Origin of the sequence: Flavobacterium sp. LC2016-13 (genome assembly GCF_009707955.1) — a bacterium.
Taxonomy (GTDB): Bacteria; Bacteroidota; Bacteroidia; order Flavobacteriales; family Flavobacteriaceae; genus Flavobacterium.
Genome location: NZ_WMDQ01000004.1, coordinates 441,433 through 457,809 on the forward strand (window position 1 = coordinate 441,433; position 16,377 = coordinate 457,809).

General features: G+C 33.0%; 17 protein-coding genes. 9 read left to right on the forward strand and 8 right to left on the reverse strand.

The window, feature by feature from the left end; all coding sequences use genetic code 11:
- Positions 1-154 precede the first annotated feature (154 nt).
- Positions 155-541, forward strand: a complete 387-nt coding sequence (locus GKZ86_RS11240) for a GreA/GreB family elongation factor (RefSeq protein WP_154783204.1) — start codon at positions 155-157, stop codon at positions 539-541.
- Positions 542-636: 95 nt separating this feature from the next.
- Here GKZ86_RS11240 and GKZ86_RS11245 read toward each other — a convergent pair whose 3' ends face one another.
- The 7 genes from GKZ86_RS11245 to GKZ86_RS11275 form a co-directional block, all read right to left on the reverse strand.
- A complete protein-coding gene (locus GKZ86_RS11245) occupies positions 637-957 on the reverse strand; it encodes a cytochrome c (protein WP_154783205.1) in 321 nt (106 codons plus the stop codon).
- A 96-nt stretch (positions 958-1,053) separates the two neighbouring features.
- Positions 1,054-1,986, reverse strand: a complete 933-nt coding sequence (locus GKZ86_RS11250; RefSeq protein ID WP_154783206.1) for a peptidylprolyl isomerase — start codon at positions 1,984-1,986, stop codon at positions 1,054-1,056.
- 60 nt (positions 1,987-2,046) lie between these two features.
- On the reverse strand, positions 2,047-3,183 hold the full coding sequence (locus tag GKZ86_RS11255) for an MFS transporter (RefSeq protein ID WP_228526552.1): 1,137 nt from the start codon (positions 3,181-3,183) through the stop codon (positions 2,047-2,049).
- 205 nt (positions 3,184-3,388) lie between these two features.
- Positions 3,389-3,745 (reverse strand): cupin domain-containing protein, encoded by a 357-nt coding sequence (locus GKZ86_RS11260; RefSeq protein WP_154783208.1) that lies wholly within the window; start codon positions 3,743-3,745, stop codon positions 3,389-3,391.
- Positions 3,746-3,768: 23 nt separating this feature from the next.
- Positions 3,769-4,638 (reverse strand): archaemetzincin family Zn-dependent metalloprotease, encoded by an 870-nt coding sequence (locus GKZ86_RS11265; protein WP_154783209.1) that lies wholly within the window; start codon positions 4,636-4,638, stop codon positions 3,769-3,771.
- 7 nt (positions 4,639-4,645) lie between these two features.
- Positions 4,646-5,488 carry a sugar phosphate isomerase/epimerase gene (locus GKZ86_RS11270; protein WP_228526551.1) on the reverse strand — a complete coding sequence of 281 codons (843 nt, stop codon included), beginning with the start codon at positions 5,486-5,488 and terminating at the stop codon, positions 4,646-4,648.
- A 179-nt stretch (positions 5,489-5,667) separates the two neighbouring features.
- Positions 5,668-6,036 carry a hypothetical protein gene (locus GKZ86_RS11275; protein ID WP_154783211.1) on the reverse strand — a complete coding sequence of 123 codons (369 nt, stop codon included), beginning with the start codon at positions 6,034-6,036 and terminating at the stop codon, positions 5,668-5,670.
- Positions 6,037-6,320: 284 nt separating this feature from the next.
- Between GKZ86_RS11275 and trmD the strand changes: the two genes are divergently transcribed.
- Positions 6,321-7,004, forward strand: coding sequence for a tRNA (guanosine(37)-N1)-methyltransferase TrmD (trmD, locus tag GKZ86_RS11280; RefSeq protein ID WP_154783212.1), 684 nt, complete (start codon positions 6,321-6,323; stop codon positions 7,002-7,004).
- Between the two features lie 233 nt (positions 7,005-7,237).
- Positions 7,238-7,588: a 50S ribosomal protein L19 gene (gene rplS, locus GKZ86_RS11285; RefSeq protein ID WP_059116142.1), complete on the forward strand. Its 351-nt coding sequence runs from the start codon at positions 7,238-7,240 to the stop codon at positions 7,586-7,588.
- A gap of 512 nt (positions 7,589-8,100) precedes the next feature.
- On the opposite strand, the gene GKZ86_RS11290 is transcribed toward rplS, so the two are convergent.
- A complete protein-coding gene (locus GKZ86_RS11290; protein WP_154783213.1) occupies positions 8,101-8,514 on the reverse strand; it encodes a helix-turn-helix domain-containing protein in 414 nt (137 codons plus the stop codon).
- Between the two features lie 401 nt (positions 8,515-8,915).
- Between GKZ86_RS11290 and GKZ86_RS11295 the strand changes: the two genes are divergently transcribed.
- The 6 genes from GKZ86_RS11295 to GKZ86_RS11320 all read left to right on the forward strand — a co-directional run bounded on the left by GKZ86_RS11295 (position 8,916) and on the right by GKZ86_RS11320 (position 16,333).
- A complete protein-coding gene (locus GKZ86_RS11295) occupies positions 8,916-11,138 on the forward strand; it encodes an NADP-dependent isocitrate dehydrogenase (protein ID WP_154783214.1) in 2,223 nt (740 codons plus the stop codon).
- Positions 11,139-11,374: 236 nt separating this feature from the next.
- Positions 11,375-13,756: a TonB-dependent receptor gene (locus tag GKZ86_RS11300; protein ID WP_154783215.1), complete on the forward strand. Its 2,382-nt coding sequence runs from the start codon at positions 11,375-11,377 to the stop codon at positions 13,754-13,756.
- Positions 13,757-13,792: 36 nt separating this feature from the next.
- Complete coding sequence (locus tag GKZ86_RS11305; protein ID WP_154783216.1) at positions 13,793-14,620, forward strand: DUF4249 domain-containing protein; 828 nt, start codon at positions 13,793-13,795, stop codon at positions 14,618-14,620.
- Between the two features lie 3 nt (positions 14,621-14,623).
- Entirely contained in the window at positions 14,624-15,106 is a 483-nt protein-coding gene (locus tag GKZ86_RS11310) for a GyrI-like domain-containing protein (protein ID WP_154783217.1), read from the forward strand.
- 4 nt (positions 15,107-15,110) lie between these two features.
- Positions 15,111-15,551, forward strand: a complete 441-nt coding sequence (locus GKZ86_RS11315; RefSeq protein ID WP_154783218.1) for a DinB family protein — start codon at positions 15,111-15,113, stop codon at positions 15,549-15,551.
- Between the two features lie 119 nt (positions 15,552-15,670).
- Positions 15,671-16,333, forward strand: coding sequence for a thiamine diphosphokinase (locus GKZ86_RS11320; protein ID WP_154783219.1), 663 nt, complete (start codon positions 15,671-15,673; stop codon positions 16,331-16,333).
- Positions 16,334-16,377 lie beyond the last annotated feature (44 nt).

The following is a 16,377-nucleotide window of genomic DNA, read 5'->3' on the forward strand; positions in this document are numbered from 1 at the left end:
TTATTCTCTCTCAAATGAATTTCTGTTTTTGTCATTCAAAATTTTCCAAAACACATTTACATTCAAATATCTTTTAAACGGGATATTAAAAACTTATATGCCCATAAAGCAACAATACTAAATAGTAATATTCAATACAAATAAATATATCGTTATGAAAAAGAAACCAACACCCACTTTCTGTAAAACAGATTATCAGTTTTTAAGAGACCTGATATCAAAAAGTAAAAATTCTACAAATTCTAAAGAAGTCGGACAACTTGCACAAGAACTGGATCGTGCTATTATAAGTCCTGAAAACGAATTAGACAATTCTATTGTAAGAATCAATTCGCATGTCACTATTGAAGATGTAAAGGCGAAGAAACAAATGAAAATTAAAATTGTTTTACCTTCATTTGCAGACATAAAGCAATCTAAAATTTCAATTCTTGCACCTTTAAGTGTTGCTATTATAGGATTTAAAGAAAATGACCAGGTCGATTGGGAATTGCCTGCCGGAATAAAAACTTTAAAAATAGTTGCCGTTAGCAATGAATAATTTTTTGAACACCTCGCGCTCTTGTGAAGGTGTTTTTTTATATCTGATTTCAAATAAAAAAAGCATCCCGTTAAGAATGCTTTTTCTGAAATATTTTATAATTGAGAAGTAATATAATTTGATATTGAAGCTATTTGAGTATCATCTAACTTCGCTTTTTTCTGCATCCTTGTCAAGATTGGTTTCCAGTCTTCCTGACTGAATTTTTTCGGATCGTATAATTTATGACATCTTGCACAACTGTTATCATATAAGTTTTTGCCTTCTGCCAATTCAGGTGTTAATTCTACAGTTTTTACAGTTTTCACAGTTTCTGTTACTGCTGGAGTTGCCGGAGTTGCTGAAACTGATTTTTGAGTACCACACGAAACTACAACTAATGCTGCAGCGGCAAGGATTAAGATTTTTACTTTCATTGTTTTTCTACATTTTTGAGTAAATATAAAAAAAATCCCAATCGACGAGCGAGTGGGATTCTTATTTAAAACAAAATTAAATTAAGCTTAATATACTTATTTTACTTCCATTAATTCAACATCAAAAATCAAAGTTGCGTTTGGTGGAATAACTCCTCCTGCACCTGCAGCTCCATAAGCTAAATCAGATGGAATTACAAAACGAGCTTTATCTCCAACTTGTAACAAAGCAATACCTTCGTCCCAACCTTCAATAACCTGACCTTGACCTAATCTAAATTCGATTGGTTTTTTTCTTGGGTAAGATGAATCAAAAACTTTTCCGCTTTCTAAAGATCCTTCGTAGTGAACTGCAACTGTTTTACCTGCTTCAGCTTTTTTACCGTCTCCTTTTTGAATCATTTTGTAACGTAAACCGCTTTCTGTTTTATCAAAACCAGCAGCCAATTGCTCCATTTTTGCTTCAGATTCAGCTTTTAAAGCTGCATCTCTTTTTAGACGAGCACCTTTTAAACCAACAAAAGCTTCAATAGCATTCCATTTTTCAGCTTCTTCTCCAACTCTAATAATTTCTACTGCATCAAGATTATCTCCTTGAGCAACAGCATCAACAACATCCTGACCTTCGATTACGTGACCAAAAACAGTATGTTTTCCGTCTAACCAAGAAGTTGGAACGTGTGTAATGTAAAATTGAGAACCGTTACTTGCAGGTCCTGAATTTGCCATTGCTAAAACTCCCGGACGATCGTGTTTTAAACTTGGGTGAAATTCATCATCAAATTTATATCCAGGATCTCCAGTTCCAGTTCCTTTTGGGCAACCACCCTGAATCATAAAATCAGGAATAACTCTGTGAAATGTTAATCCGTCATAGAATTTTTGTCCTTGTGGTTTTACTTTATTTTCCATATTTCCTTCTGCAAGAGCTACAAAATTCCCTACGGTTCCTGGTGTTAAGTCGTGTGTTAGTTTTACTAAAATCGAACCTTTGCTAGTGTTGAATTTAGCGTATATTCCGTTTTCCATTGTTGTTATTTTTAATTTAATTGCAAATTTACAAATTAATTCTGTATCAATTTGTGCATTCTATTTTTTAGATTTTGATTTATAAGTAAGTCCGTAAACTATAAATGCGAATAGCGACAAAACAGTACAACCAATAGTTAATGCGTGCCATCCTTCTAATTTCCATAATAAAAGTCCGTAAGCTGATCCCGCTGCAGTTCCTAAAAAGCTAAACGACATAAATACGGTATTTAATCTGTTTCTGGCTTCGGGAAGCAATGAATATACACGCGTTTGGTTAGAAATGTGAACACCCTGAATTCCTATATCAAGAAATACAATCCCAATCGCAATTCCGATAACGCTTTCTATAGAGAAATAAAAGATAAAGAAACTAATACACATCAATAAGCAGCCATAACCTACCGCAATTCTAGGATCTTTTTTATCGCCCATTTTTCCAACTAAAGGCGCAGCTAAAGCTCCTGAGGCACCAACAATTCCAAACAAACCAATTGTTGCACTATTAAAGTGAAAAGGTTCGCCTGAAAGCAATAAAACCATTGTCGTCCAGAAAGCACCAAATTGAGCAAAACTACATATATTGATTAAAGTTGCTTCTCGTAAAACAGGTTGTGTTTTTATCAGGGTAAAAAGCGATTTGATTAATTGACCGTAAGATCCCTGAAACTGAGGTTTATTAACGGGGAATTGTTTCTGAATCACAAAAAAGATCAAAAGACAAATTCCGGCTGCAATATAAAACATCGATCTCCAGCCTAAAACCTGACCAATAAATCCGCTTAAGGTTCTTGAAAGTAAAATTCCGACCAATAAACCACTCATAATAGTACCAACAACTTTACCTCGTTGTTCCGGTGCTGTTAAAGAGGCAGCCAAAGGCAAAATAAGCTGAGGAACAATTGATGTGATTCCCAAAAGCAATGAAGCGCATTGCAATATGAAAAAACTTTTTGCCGTAGCTGCAATAAGTAATGCAATTACAGATGCAAAAGTCGTCATCATGATTTGTTTTTTACGTTCGATTTTGTCGCCCAACGGAACCATGAAAAATAACCCTATAGCATATCCTGCTTGTGTAAGATAGGTTATTGTTCCCGCATTAGCTTCCGGAATTTTAAATTCGTTGGCGATTAAAACAATTAAAGGTTGGCAGTAATACAGATTTGCAACTATAAGTCCAGTGCAAGCTGCCATAAATAAGACATTCGTTTTGGATAAATTCATAACACAAAAATACCATCAATATTTAATCTAACCTTATAATTAAAGTTATTTTTTTTTAAATATCTGTGTAAATCTGCGTCTTCGCAATAGCGAATCTGCGTCATCAGTGTTCTAAAAATTGACGCTGATTATACAGATTCGCTATTGCGAAAACACGGATGCTTACTGATTTTATTTATTTAATGTTTTTCAAAAAGTCTTCTCTCACCGGGCTAAAAACATCTGTCAGAAGTCCGCTTTCTAAACAAACTACGCCGTGAATCGCATGAGGCGGAATATAAAAACTGTCTCCTTCTTTTAACGTTTGGGTAACTCCACTAATAGTTACATCAAATTTACCGCTTGAAACGTAAGTAACTTGTGAATGATAATGTTCGTGTAAAACGCCAATTCCTCCTTTTTCAAAATGAACATTTACTAACATTATCTTATCATCATAAGCCATGATTTTGCGTTTAATTCCTTCACCAACCACTTCCCATTCTAAATCATCTCCTTTTATAAATTCCTTACTTGTTCCGAAACTTTGCATACTACATTTATTTAATTAACTTTTTATTGAACCCTTTCAAGATCATTTTTCATTAGTTTCAATTCCTCAGTCAAATTATTACTCTGAAAATACTTTTCTAATGCTATTAGTCTTTTTTTATTATCGTATTTTATACTTGAATTCAGTTTTCTCTGGCAGACAGAACATAATCTAATTTGTTTTGTATCTGTTTCTGACAAACTATTGGTTCCATTCATTACACAATTTACTTCAATACAATGATGTAAACCAAACATGTGACCAATTTCGTGCGAGCATATTTTTAATAATCTTGACAGACCTAAATTAAAATTAGCATCGGTTAATTTTTCATCATTCAATCTATAAATAGAACTTACACCTACTTTTTGGGTATAGGAAGCCAATCCGAAAACGAAATTCCATTCGGGTTTTGGATATAAATCGATTTCTGTTAATCCCATTAAAGCAATTTTGTTTAATGTTCTTTCTTTTTTCATTACACTATCCAAAATATAACCTGCTAAAAATTGCTCTTGATTTTCATTACCAATTCTTCTAAATTCCTCAGGAATAATATCATTAGAAGAACGTGGTAAAACTTCAGTCTTTAATTGAAAATATATTTCTAAATATTGTTTAGTTAATTCAATTTGTTTGGTTTGTAGTGCTGTAAAATTTCCAATGGGCTTTATGTAAATAATATTCGAATCCTTTTTTGGAATGACATGTTTTGATTTTAAAAAACTTTCAAAACTCTGTCCTTTTTCTTTATGTGAATACAACCACTCACCTTCTGCCGGTGGCATAAGCTTTACATCATTATTTTCTATAGCATCAAAATATTGATCTTCTTTATTTTTTTGACAGGAATAAAACAAGAGCACAATTAATAAAAGAGAAAGTTTTCGCATATTCAAATTAATATTTGATAAGATTATTCGAAATAAAGCTACAGCTAGTTTTTATAGATTCAAAAAAATTACCATTATAATTATTTTCCTGTTCTACAAAAAAATGTTTCATTCCTGATTGTTTAGATGCTTTAAATATAGGTTTAAAATCAATCAATCCTGAACCTACTTCTATATTCAGTGCCTTATCAATCTTATCCATATCTTTAACATGCCACATTGTAAAACGCCCTGGATTTACTGCAAACAATTGCAACGGATCATTACCGGAACGAACAACCCAATATAAATCTAACTCAAAAGAAACCAAATCCTTATCTGTTTCTTTTAATAAAATTTCATAACCTGTAATTCCGTTATGTTTTTGAAATTCAAAATCATGATTATGGTATGCTAATTTTAAACCTGCCTTTTGGCACATTTTAGCAACTTCATTTAAACGTTGGGCAATTTTTTTATAATCGTCGATATTTCTTCTAAAAGGTTCATCAATCCACGGAATAGTAAGATATTCACTTTTTAAAATTTTAGCAGCTTCAATCGCGGCAGGAATCTCTATTGTATTTCCATCATATAAAAAACTTCCCAAATTATAATGTCCGCTAACCGCTTTTAGTCCGTTTGCGTCTAATATTTCCTTTAGTTCAATTGGAGACAATCCCCAAAACTGATCTTTTATAGAAAAACCATACGTTTCAACAGTTGTAAATCCTGCCAGAGCTACTTTTTCTAAAGTCGATTTTACATCTTTAGAAAGTTCATCACGTAATGTATACAGCTGTAAACCTATTTCTTTTTTATTCATATTAAAAGCAAATGAAGGAAAAGCCAAAACTGCTGTCGCGGCCATACCGGTGTTGATTAGAAAGTTTCGTCTCGAAATCATCTTTATTTGTTGAAAATTGCCAAGTAAAACTACTATTTATTTCTTATCATCTGAAATTTCAGTTCCATTAATTCAGTTCAAAATAAACATAAAAAAACTCATCTTATAAAGACAAGTTTTTATGTTTTGTAAAATTTCAAATATCATTTCACACTAACCATATTATCATCAACACCAATTAGTTTTTTAGCATCAATTTGTTGTGGTGGATATTCTTGTTTTTCATTTCTCCATGAAGAAACTTTTCCTTCATTATTAATATATACAAACGTATATTTCCAATAATTCGAACCTACCATTGTAGAGCCATTTTGGTTTTCTGAATTTGTATAAACCTGATCAGCATAAATAAGTATTTCGCCGTTAGTATCATTATTCAAAGTACGAACAGGAGCCCCTAAGCTCTTCATAATACTTCTTTTTGTTTGTCCAATCCATTTATCGCCGTCAGTCTTAGTACTCGAACAGGCAGATATAATTATGGCAGCAGCTAGTAAAATGATTTTTTTCATAGAATTATATTTTTGGTTGTTTTTGGTGAACTTTTAATCAATAAATAATACTATAATGATAGCCTGTATTCAATATAAAAAACTTACATAAAAATAATCAAAATTTACATAATTATTATGTATCCAATTAAATTTCAATTAATTATAACATAAATTTAATCTCATATAATTTTCTACATTTAATTATTTTTCATCAATAAAAAACACCTTATTATTTGATTTTGTTTTTAAATTTCCCAAATATTTACTTTGTATCTTTGTGGCTTAAAATTTTTGAGAAAACAATGCGAATTGACATTATAACGATTTTGCCGGAATTATTAAAAAGCCCTTTTGAGGCTTCGATTATGAAACGTGCCATAGACAAAGGTTTGGTTGAAGTTCATTTTCATAATCTTCGTGATTATACTACTAACAAACAAAAAAGTGTCGATGATTATCCTTTTGGCGGAGGCGCAGGAATGGTCATGACAGTTCAGCCAATTGACGCTTGTATTACACATTTGAAAAGCGAACGTGAATACGACGAAATTATTTATATGTCGCCTGACGGAGAAACACTGAACCAGAAAATGGCCAATACAATGTCGATGTATGAAAATATTATCATTTTATGCGGACATTATAAAGGGGTAGACCAGCGAGTTCGTGATCATTTTATTACTAAAGAAATTTCGATTGGAGATTACGTTTTATCCGGCGGAGAATTAGGAGCTTTAGTTTTATCTGATGCTTTAATCCGATTGATTCCTGGCGTTTTGAGCGATGAAACTTCAGCTTTGACCGATAGTTTTCAGGATAATTTACTTTCCGGACCTATATATACAAGACCTGCAGATTATAAAGGATGGAAAGTTCCCGAGGTTTTAACCAGCGGTCATTTTGCTAAAATTGATAAATGGCGTGAGGATATGGCGTATGAACACACGAAAAACAGACGTCCGGACCTTCTTGAAGGTCAAGATTAGTTTCATGTTTCATGTTATTTTTGTTTCAAGTTAAACCTATCGATCACAACAACCTGAAACTTGAAACATGAAACAAAATAAACTATAACTAGCAATTTATCAACAACTTAAAATAATTTACAATTTACAATTTATAATTCATAATTATTTTCTACATTTGCACCCGAATTAGACTAACCTCTGGCGAGATCCGTGAATGTTGCTCTATATAAAAAACCATAATTAAAGATATCATGGCAGATTTAATGAAATTCGTTCAAACCGAATTAGTTGAGAAAAAAGATTTCCCTGTTTTTGGAGCTGGAGATACTATCACAGTTTTCTACGAAATTAAAGAGGGTGAAAAAACAAGAACTCAGTTTTTTAAAGGAGTTGTTATTCAAAGAAGAGGTTCTGGTAACACAGAAACTTTCACTATTCGTAAAATGTCTGGAGCTATTGGAGTTGAGCGTATCTTCCCGGTAAACTTACCAGCTTTACAAAAAATTGAAATCAACAAAAAAGGAGCTGTCCGTAGAGCTAGAATTTTCTACTTCAGAGAACTTACTGGTAAAAAAGCTAAGATTAAAGATAAAAGAAGATAATCATTTATCTCTTTGTTATAAAAAAGCTCGTTTTCATTTATTTGAAACGAGTTTTTTTTATGCCTTATTTTTAAAATTTTCTGGAGCTAATCCCGCTCCCGAAGCCTCGGGACGTTTCAATCTTTTGCTCCATTTCATTACACAAAAGGATTTCCACTTCTATCGGGGCTAGGGAAATCATTTTCATAACAATATTTTCGTTGAGTTTGTCATTTCGACGAAGGAGAAATCTTCGCAAGAAACTCGACAAAAATTGGCGACAATATTGAACACGGATGACGCCGATTCGCCTTGCGAAAACACAGATTAAAACGGATTTTATCTGCTTAATAAACAAAATGTTCTTATTTTACGGTTTGCGTGAGGGATAGAAGTGGAAAGCCCACAGCCTGACGAAGGAAGTGCGAGGACTTGAAACGGATAGCCCGGTTCGCCTTTTTCGGCGAACACGCCCAAAATAAAAAAACCGACACTCATAAGCATCGGTTTGTATTAAATTAAAAATTGGCATTCTATTTTTTCAATAGTTTTTCCAAATATTCGATTTTGTCTTTTTCAGCTTGTAGCAAACGTTCGTAAAGCTTTTCTTTTTCCTGAAAAGTTTCAATTAATTTATCTAATGGATTGAAAGTACAATTATTATTATGTCCTAAATGACCGTTATTGATACTATTATCGTGGAAAGTATTAAAATAGCTAATCATATTTTCTTCTGAAAAATTTTTAATTGCTTCTACACTTACTCCCAAAGCTTTTGCAATTTCTACCAATTTTTCTTCCTCTACAGTTTCACTGTTTTCAATAGCCGATATAGCTTGTTGGTTTGTTCCTAAAGCCTGCGCCAAAGCTTCTTGCTTCATATCACGAAGTTCACGAATACGGCTAATTTTTCGCCCTATGTGATTTGGTTTTGTAAGTGTGCTCATAATTCAAAGATAATGATTAAGCGTAATAATAAACAACAAGTAAAAAACATATTAAACAATGTATCTCACATTTGTTATATGTCTTTTGCATTTTAGTCAAAAATACAACTTTTCATACAAAAACAAACGAAACCAAAATGATTTTATGCAACTGAACTCTTTTCGTTTTTCGAAATGTTACGCTTTTACTTATGATTCATCAAAACTGTAATTTTTTAATATCAAAATCATCGATTTGACAATTTAAAGGCACTGAAATAACAATCTGACAATTTCAGTATTTCTCCCAAAAACGCAACCGTTTTCGGACTGATTTTATTATATTTGCTCCGCTCATTTTGAGCCGACTATACCATTTACATCGCTCACCTTTGGCGATACGATTATAAAAAAAAAAAAAAATGACACAGAATTCAAAAATTTATTACACCTTAACTGATGAGGCGCCATTATTAGCGACTTATTCTTTTTTACCAATTGTTCAGGCATTTACTGCTACTGCAGGTATTGCAATTGAAACAAGAGACATTTCGTTGGCAGGTAGAATTTTATCAAATTTTCCTGAAGTTCTGACAGATGCTCAAAAAACCGGAGATGCATTGGCAGAATTGGGGCAATTAGCAACACAACCTGAAGCTAACATCATCAAATTACCAAACATTTCTGCATCTGTACCGCAATTAAAAGCGGCAATTGCTGAATTACAATCTCATGGTTACAAAATTCCTGATTTTCCTGAAGAGCCTCAAAATGATGCTGAGAAAGAAATTAAGGCAAAATATGCTAAAGTTTTAGGTTCTGCTGTAAATCCTGTTTTACGTGAAGGAAACTCTGACCGTAGAGCGCCAAGAGCAGTTAAAAACTTTGCAAAAGCAAATCCACACTCAATGGGTGCATGGTCTGCTGACTCAAAAACAAAAGTAGCTTCAATGCCAAATGGTGATTTTTACGGAAGTGAAAAATCGCTTACTGTTGCAGATGCAAATGATGTAAAAATCGAATTTGTTGGTAAAGATGGTTCAACAACTGTTTTAAAAGCAAGTACGCCATTAAAAGCAGGAGAAATCATTGACAGCTCTGTTTTAAGTGTAAAAAAATTAAAAGCTTTTGCTGCTGAAGCAATTGCTGAAGCAAAAAAAGAAGGTGTTTTACTTTCTGTGCATTTAAAAGCTACTATGATGAAAGTTTCAGATCCAATTATCTTTGGCGCTATCGTTGAAGTATATTTTGCTGATCTTTTCAAAAAATACGAAACTTTATTTAATGAATTAAATATTGATACAAGAAACGGTTTAGGTGATATCTATGCAAAAATTGCAGGAAGACCTGAACAGGCTGAAGTTGAAGCTGACATTACTAAAGCTATCGAAAACGGACCAGCTCTTGCAATGGTGAATTCTGATAAAGGAATTACAAACTTACACGTTCCATCTGATGTTATTGTAGATGCTTCTATGCCTGCAATGATTCGTACTTCTGGACAGATGTACAATAAAGAAGGAAAACAACAAGATACTCTTGCAGTTATTCCAGACCGTTCTTACGCTGGAATTTATACTGCAACTATCGATTTCTGTAAAAAACACGGTGCTTTTGATCCTAAAACAATGGGAAGCGTTCCTAACGTAGGTTTGATGGCTCAAAAAGCTGAAGAATACGGATCTCACGATAAAACTTTTCAAATAAAATCTGACGGTGTTGTTCGCGTTGTAGACAATAAAGGGACAGTTTTAATGGAACAAAACGTTGAAACAAATGACATTTTCAGAATGTGTCAGGCGAAAGACGCTCCAATTCAGGACTGGGTTAAGCTTGCTGTAAACAGAGCTCGTTTATCTGATACTCCTGCTGTTTTCTGGTTAGACGAAAACAGAGCGCATGACAGAGAATTGATCGTAAAAGTTCAAAAATATCTTAAAGATTACAATACAACAAACTTAGACATTCGTATCTTAAACCCAATTGCTGCTACTGAATTTACTTTAGACAGAATTATCAAAGGTTTAGACACTATCTCTGTAACTGGAAACGTTTTACGTGATTATTTAACTGATTTATTCCCAATTTTAGAATTAGGAACTTCTGCTAAAATGTTATCTATCGTTCCGTTAATGAATGGTGGTGGATTGTTCGAAACTGGTGCCGGAGGTTCTGCTCCTAAACACGTTGAGCAATTTACAGAAGAAGGATATTTACGTTGGGATTCATTAGGAGAATTTTTAGCTCTTGGTGCTTCTTTAGAACATTTAGGACAAACTTTAGACAACTCTAAAGCAATTGTTTTATCTGAAACTTTAGATCAGGCAAACGACAAATTCCTTGCAAACGATAAATCTCCGGCTCGTAAAGTAGGACAAATTGATAACCGTGGTTCTCATTTTTACCTTGCATTCTATTGGGCTGAAGCTTTAGCTGCTCAAAATAAAGATGCAGAATTAAAAGCGATATTCACTCCAATTGCGGCTCAGTTTGAAGCTAACGAAGCTAAAATCGATGCTGAATTAATTGGTGCTCAAGGAAAACCTCAAACTCTTGGCGGCTATTACCAGCCAACTCCTGAGTTAGTGAGCAAAGCAATGCGCCCAAGTGCAACATTCAATGCAATTCTTGCTGAAATAAAATAGTAAAACATTACTTTTTATATACTTAAAATCAAAGACAACTTTAAACGGTTGTCTTTTTTTTTTAATTTGAAATAAAGTTAAAACACAAACAAGGTATTAAATTGATTTTAAGGTTAAAAGTCGAAAAAACAATTGCAAATCTGTAACAATAAAAAATATTCTTAACTAATGTTTAACACACGTTCGGCGTTAATATTTAGTAAGAATTATTAACTATGTGACTCAAAATCTAGACAATGATTACAAAAAAAATTGGCCTGCTTTTTACCTTTCTTTTAATTACTTTAACATCCTTTTCTCAGGAAAAATTTACGATAAGCGGTACTATAACCGACTCTAAAAGCAACGAAACCTTAATTGGCGTAAATGTTTATGTTCCGGAATTAAAAATAGGAACCACAACAAACGAATATGGCTTTTACTCACTTACAATTCCTAGTGGAGAACATGAGATCGAAGTTAGTTATGTTGGATTTCAAACCATTCAAAAAACGGTCAGTTTAAATCAAAACACAAAAAACAATTTTGCTTTAAGCGAAGGCGGCGAAGAACTTCAGGAAGTTGTTATTACTGATAATAAAGGTAAAATCAATATCAAATCGCCAGAAATGAGTGCCAATAAACTCTCTATTGCAACCATCAAAAAAATGCCTGTAGTTATGGGAGAAGTCGATGTTTTAAAATCGATTTTATTACTTCCCGGAGTTACCAATGCCGGCGAAGGCGCTTCCGGATTTAACGTACGTGGCGGTGGCGCTGATCAGAATTTAATTTTATTAGATGAAGCTACAATTTTTAATTCATCGCATGTATTTGGATTTTTCTCTGTTTTTAATCCCGATGCTATAAAAGATTTAAAATTATATAAAGGAGGAATTCCGGCGCGTTATGGCGGAAGAGCTTCTTCTGTTTTGGATATTTATCAGAAAGACGGAAACAGTAAAGAATTTCATGTAAATGGAGGAATCGGACTAATTTCAAGCCGAATTCTTGCTGAAGGCCCGCTGGTAAAAGATAAAGGTTCTTTTTTAATTGGCGGAAGAGCTTCTTATGCTCACTTATTTTTAAAATTATCCGAAGAAAATAAAGATAACTCTGCTTACTTTTATGATTTAAATACCAAATTGAGTTATAAATTAAACGATAATAACAGTTTATATTTATCGGGTTATTTTGGTCGTGACGTATTTAGCTTAAATAAAAGTTTTACTAATATTTACGGAAATTCAACTTTAAATCTTCGTTGGAATCATTTGTATTCTGATAAATTATTTTCGAATTTATCCTTGATTTACAGTGATTATTATTACGGGCTAGATTTAGATTTTGTTGGATTTAAATGGGATTCGGGAATTAAGAATTACAACATCAAATACGATTTCAAAAACTATATTTCGGATAAATTCAAATTGAATTATGGTTTAAACGGAATTTATTATGAATTCAATCCGGGAACTATTAAACCAACTGATGATAAATCAGGTATAAATCCAGATCAATTAGATAAAAAATATGCTTTTGAGCCTTCTGTTTATATTGATGCAGAAAATCAGCTTTCGAAAAAAATTACCGTTTCATACGGATTGCGTTACAGCTTATTTTATCGTTTAGGTTCATCAACAATTAATTTATACGAAAATAATAATCCCGTAATTTTTAACTCAGATTTGCAGATTTACGAAAAAGGAACTCCAATTAGTACTGAATATTACAGCAAAAATAAATCGATTAAAAATTATAACAATTTAGAACCTCGATTTTCAATTTCTTATCAGCTAAATGATGATCAGGCCATAAAAGCGAGTTATAACAGAATGGCGCAATACCTTCAGTTAATTTCGAATACTTCATCTCCTACTCCACTCGATGTCTGGATGCCGAGCGACAATTATATCAAACCGCAAATTGCAGATCAGGTAGCTTTAGGATACTTTAGAAATATCAATAACGGTGCATATTCTCTTGAGGTGGAAAGTTATTATAAGGAAATTCAAAACCGACTGGATTACATTGATGGTGCTGATTTAATTGCCAATAATGCTATCGAACAAGTAATTCTAAACGGACAAATGCGCTCTTACGGTTTAGAAATTATGTTCAAGAAAAACGAAGGCAAATTCAACGGATGGATTTCTTATACTTTATCAAAATCAGAACAGCAAACACCAGGAAGAACACCCGAAGAAACAGGTATAAACAATGGTCAATGGTATAATTCTGCTTACGATAAAACACATAATCTAGCTGTTACATCTGCTTATACATTAAACGAAAAATGGTCGTTTGGTGCTAATTTCGCCTTGCAATCAGGACAACCCGTTACGTATCCGAACGCTCAGTATGAATATTTAGGCATTACAGTTCCCAGTTATGGCTTAAGAAACGAACATCGTTTACCGGCATATCATCACCTTGATGTTTCGGCAACTTTAACACCTTCAAAAAATAAAAACAGAAACTGGAAAGGCGAATGGGTTTTTAGTATTTATAATTTGTACAATCGTCAAAATGCAGCTTCTATAAACTTCCGTCAAAATGTAGATACCGGTAATAATGAAGCTGTAAAAACATCTATCTTCGGAGTTGTGCCGGCTGTTAGTTATAATTTTAAATTTTAAAAAACATTTTCTTCAAAAGAAATAAAAATACAAATCATGAAAAAAGCAACCTTATTAATCGTATTATTTATATCGATTTTCTTCACCAGTTGTGAAGAAGTTGTTGATGTTGATTTAGATACCGCTGCACCAAAATTAGTTATCGAAGCCGCAATAAACTGGCATAAAGGAACAAACGGTGCACAACAAGCCATAAAACTGACAACTACAACGGGCTATTTTGAAAATGTAATTCCAACCGTTTCAGGAGCTACCGTTTTTATAAAAAATAGTGCCGGACAACAATTTAACTTTATTGAAGTTCCTAAATCCGGCCGTTATGTCTGCACTAATTTTAAGCCCGTTATAGATGAGCAATATACTTTGACGGTTATCAGCAACGGAAATACTTATACCGCAAATGAAACCATGAAATCTGTAGCGCCAATAACCCGAATAGAACAAAACGATGAAGGAGGTTTTACAGGAAAAGATATTGAAATAAGAGCTTTTTATAACGATCCAGCAGATGTAAACAACTATTATCTATACAAATACGAGTATTCTAATAAAGTAACATCTACTTATTATGTTGATGAAGATAAGTTTTTTCAAGGCAATGAATTTTTCAGTCTTTCAGATGATGATGAACTAAAAATTGGAGACAAAATTTCATTGACTCATTATGGTATTTCTAAACAGTATTATAATTATATGAGTATTTTGGTTAGTATTGCTGGCAATAATTCCGGCGGTCCTTTTCAGTCTCCTCCCGCAACCGTAAAAGGAAATATCATCAATACAACCGATAAAAATAATTATCCTTTAGGTTATTTTTCGCTTAGCGAAACAGATTCACGAACATACACTATAATAGCACAATAAAGAATGGAAGCCAGAATTGAAAACTTAGTTCAAAAAAAATTAATTGGAGATTATATTACAACGAATTTTATCGAAAATAAAACCTTTCAGCTTTGGAGTGGTTTTATGCCGAGAAGAAATGAAATCAAGAATTCAGTAAACTCATATTTATACTCGCTTGAAGTTTTTCCTGTTGGCCATTTTGATAATTTTGATCCCGGTAATTCTTTTCAAAAATGGGCTGCAATAGAAGTTTCTGATTTTAATGAAGTTCCGTCAGAGATGAAAACTTTGGTTATTCCTGACGGTTTATATGCCGTTTTTACACACAAAGGCCCGGCAAGTGAAGGACATAAAACCTATCATTCTATTTTTGTAGAATGGCTGCCAAATTCTCCATATACTGTTGATGAAAGACCTCATTTTGCTGTAATGGCAGAAAAATATAAAAAAGAAGATCCTGAATCTGAAGAAGATATCTGGATTCCAATAAAAAATAAAATTTAGAAACATGTTAATAGAAACGCTAAAATCGCTATATAACCGAGATTTGAACAAACTGAAAATCGAAATCGAATCGTATCAGGACGAAAGTAAAATTTGGGCCATCGATAAAAACATTTCCAATTCAGGCGGGAATCTTTGCTTGCATTTAATTGGAAACATCAATACTTATATTGGCGCAGAACTTGGAAAAACAGCCTATGTTCGTGATCGTCCTTTAGAATTTTCACTAAAAGATATTCCAAAATCAGAATTAATAAGCAAAATTGAAAACACTATCGTAGTCGTAAATAATGCTCTAGATACTTTAACGGAAGCTGATTTGGAGAAAATTTATCCCCAAATCGTTTTCGAAAAAGAAATGACAACAGGATTCTTTTTGGTTCACCTTTCAACACATTTAGGATATCATTTAGGGCAAATTAATTATCACAGAAGATTAATGTAATTTTAGATTGTTGATTTTAGATTTTAGATTGCAAAATTTAAGCAATACCAAAAAATCTAAAATCAACAATCTAAAATCCTCTCGTTTCGTACATTTGCAGCACATTCAAAAAAAATCACATGTCATCACACCATATTGTTCGCGACGATCAGGAACCTGCTTTAATTATTGCCAACGGAGCTGCTTGCAATCCTGAGTTATTAGGACAATTGCTAGAATGGTCGCCACTTGTTGTTGTGCTTGATTCTGCGATAGAAAGAGTTATTAAATTAGATATTAAAGTTGATGTACTTTTAGGCGATTTCGACCGTGGTTTTGACCCTGAAATTTATAAAACATCACAATATCCTATTGAAATTGTTTACGCGCCGGATCAAAACAAAACTGATTTAGAGAAAGCTTTTGATTATTTAATTGAAAGAAAAATTCCTGCCGTAAACGTTGTTTGGGCAACCGGAAAACGCGCCGATCATACTATAACTAATCTTACCAATATTGTTCGTTACAGAGATTTACTTAAAATTGTAATTCTCGACGATCATTCTAAAATATTTTTACTGCCTAATAAATTCGAAAAGTGGTACACCGCCAAAACACCAATTTCATTGATTCCAATTGGAGTTGTAAACGGTATTAATGCTACCAATTTAGAATATCCGTTGCAAAACGACACCTTAACAATTGGTTACAGAACCGGAAGCAGCAATGCCGTCGCTCAGGACGGATTGGTTAGCATTACGTATACTGACGGCGATTTATTATTGATGGAATGTATGGATTAAATTATTTGATAATCTGAATAATAGGCATAGTTTAATTAATATAA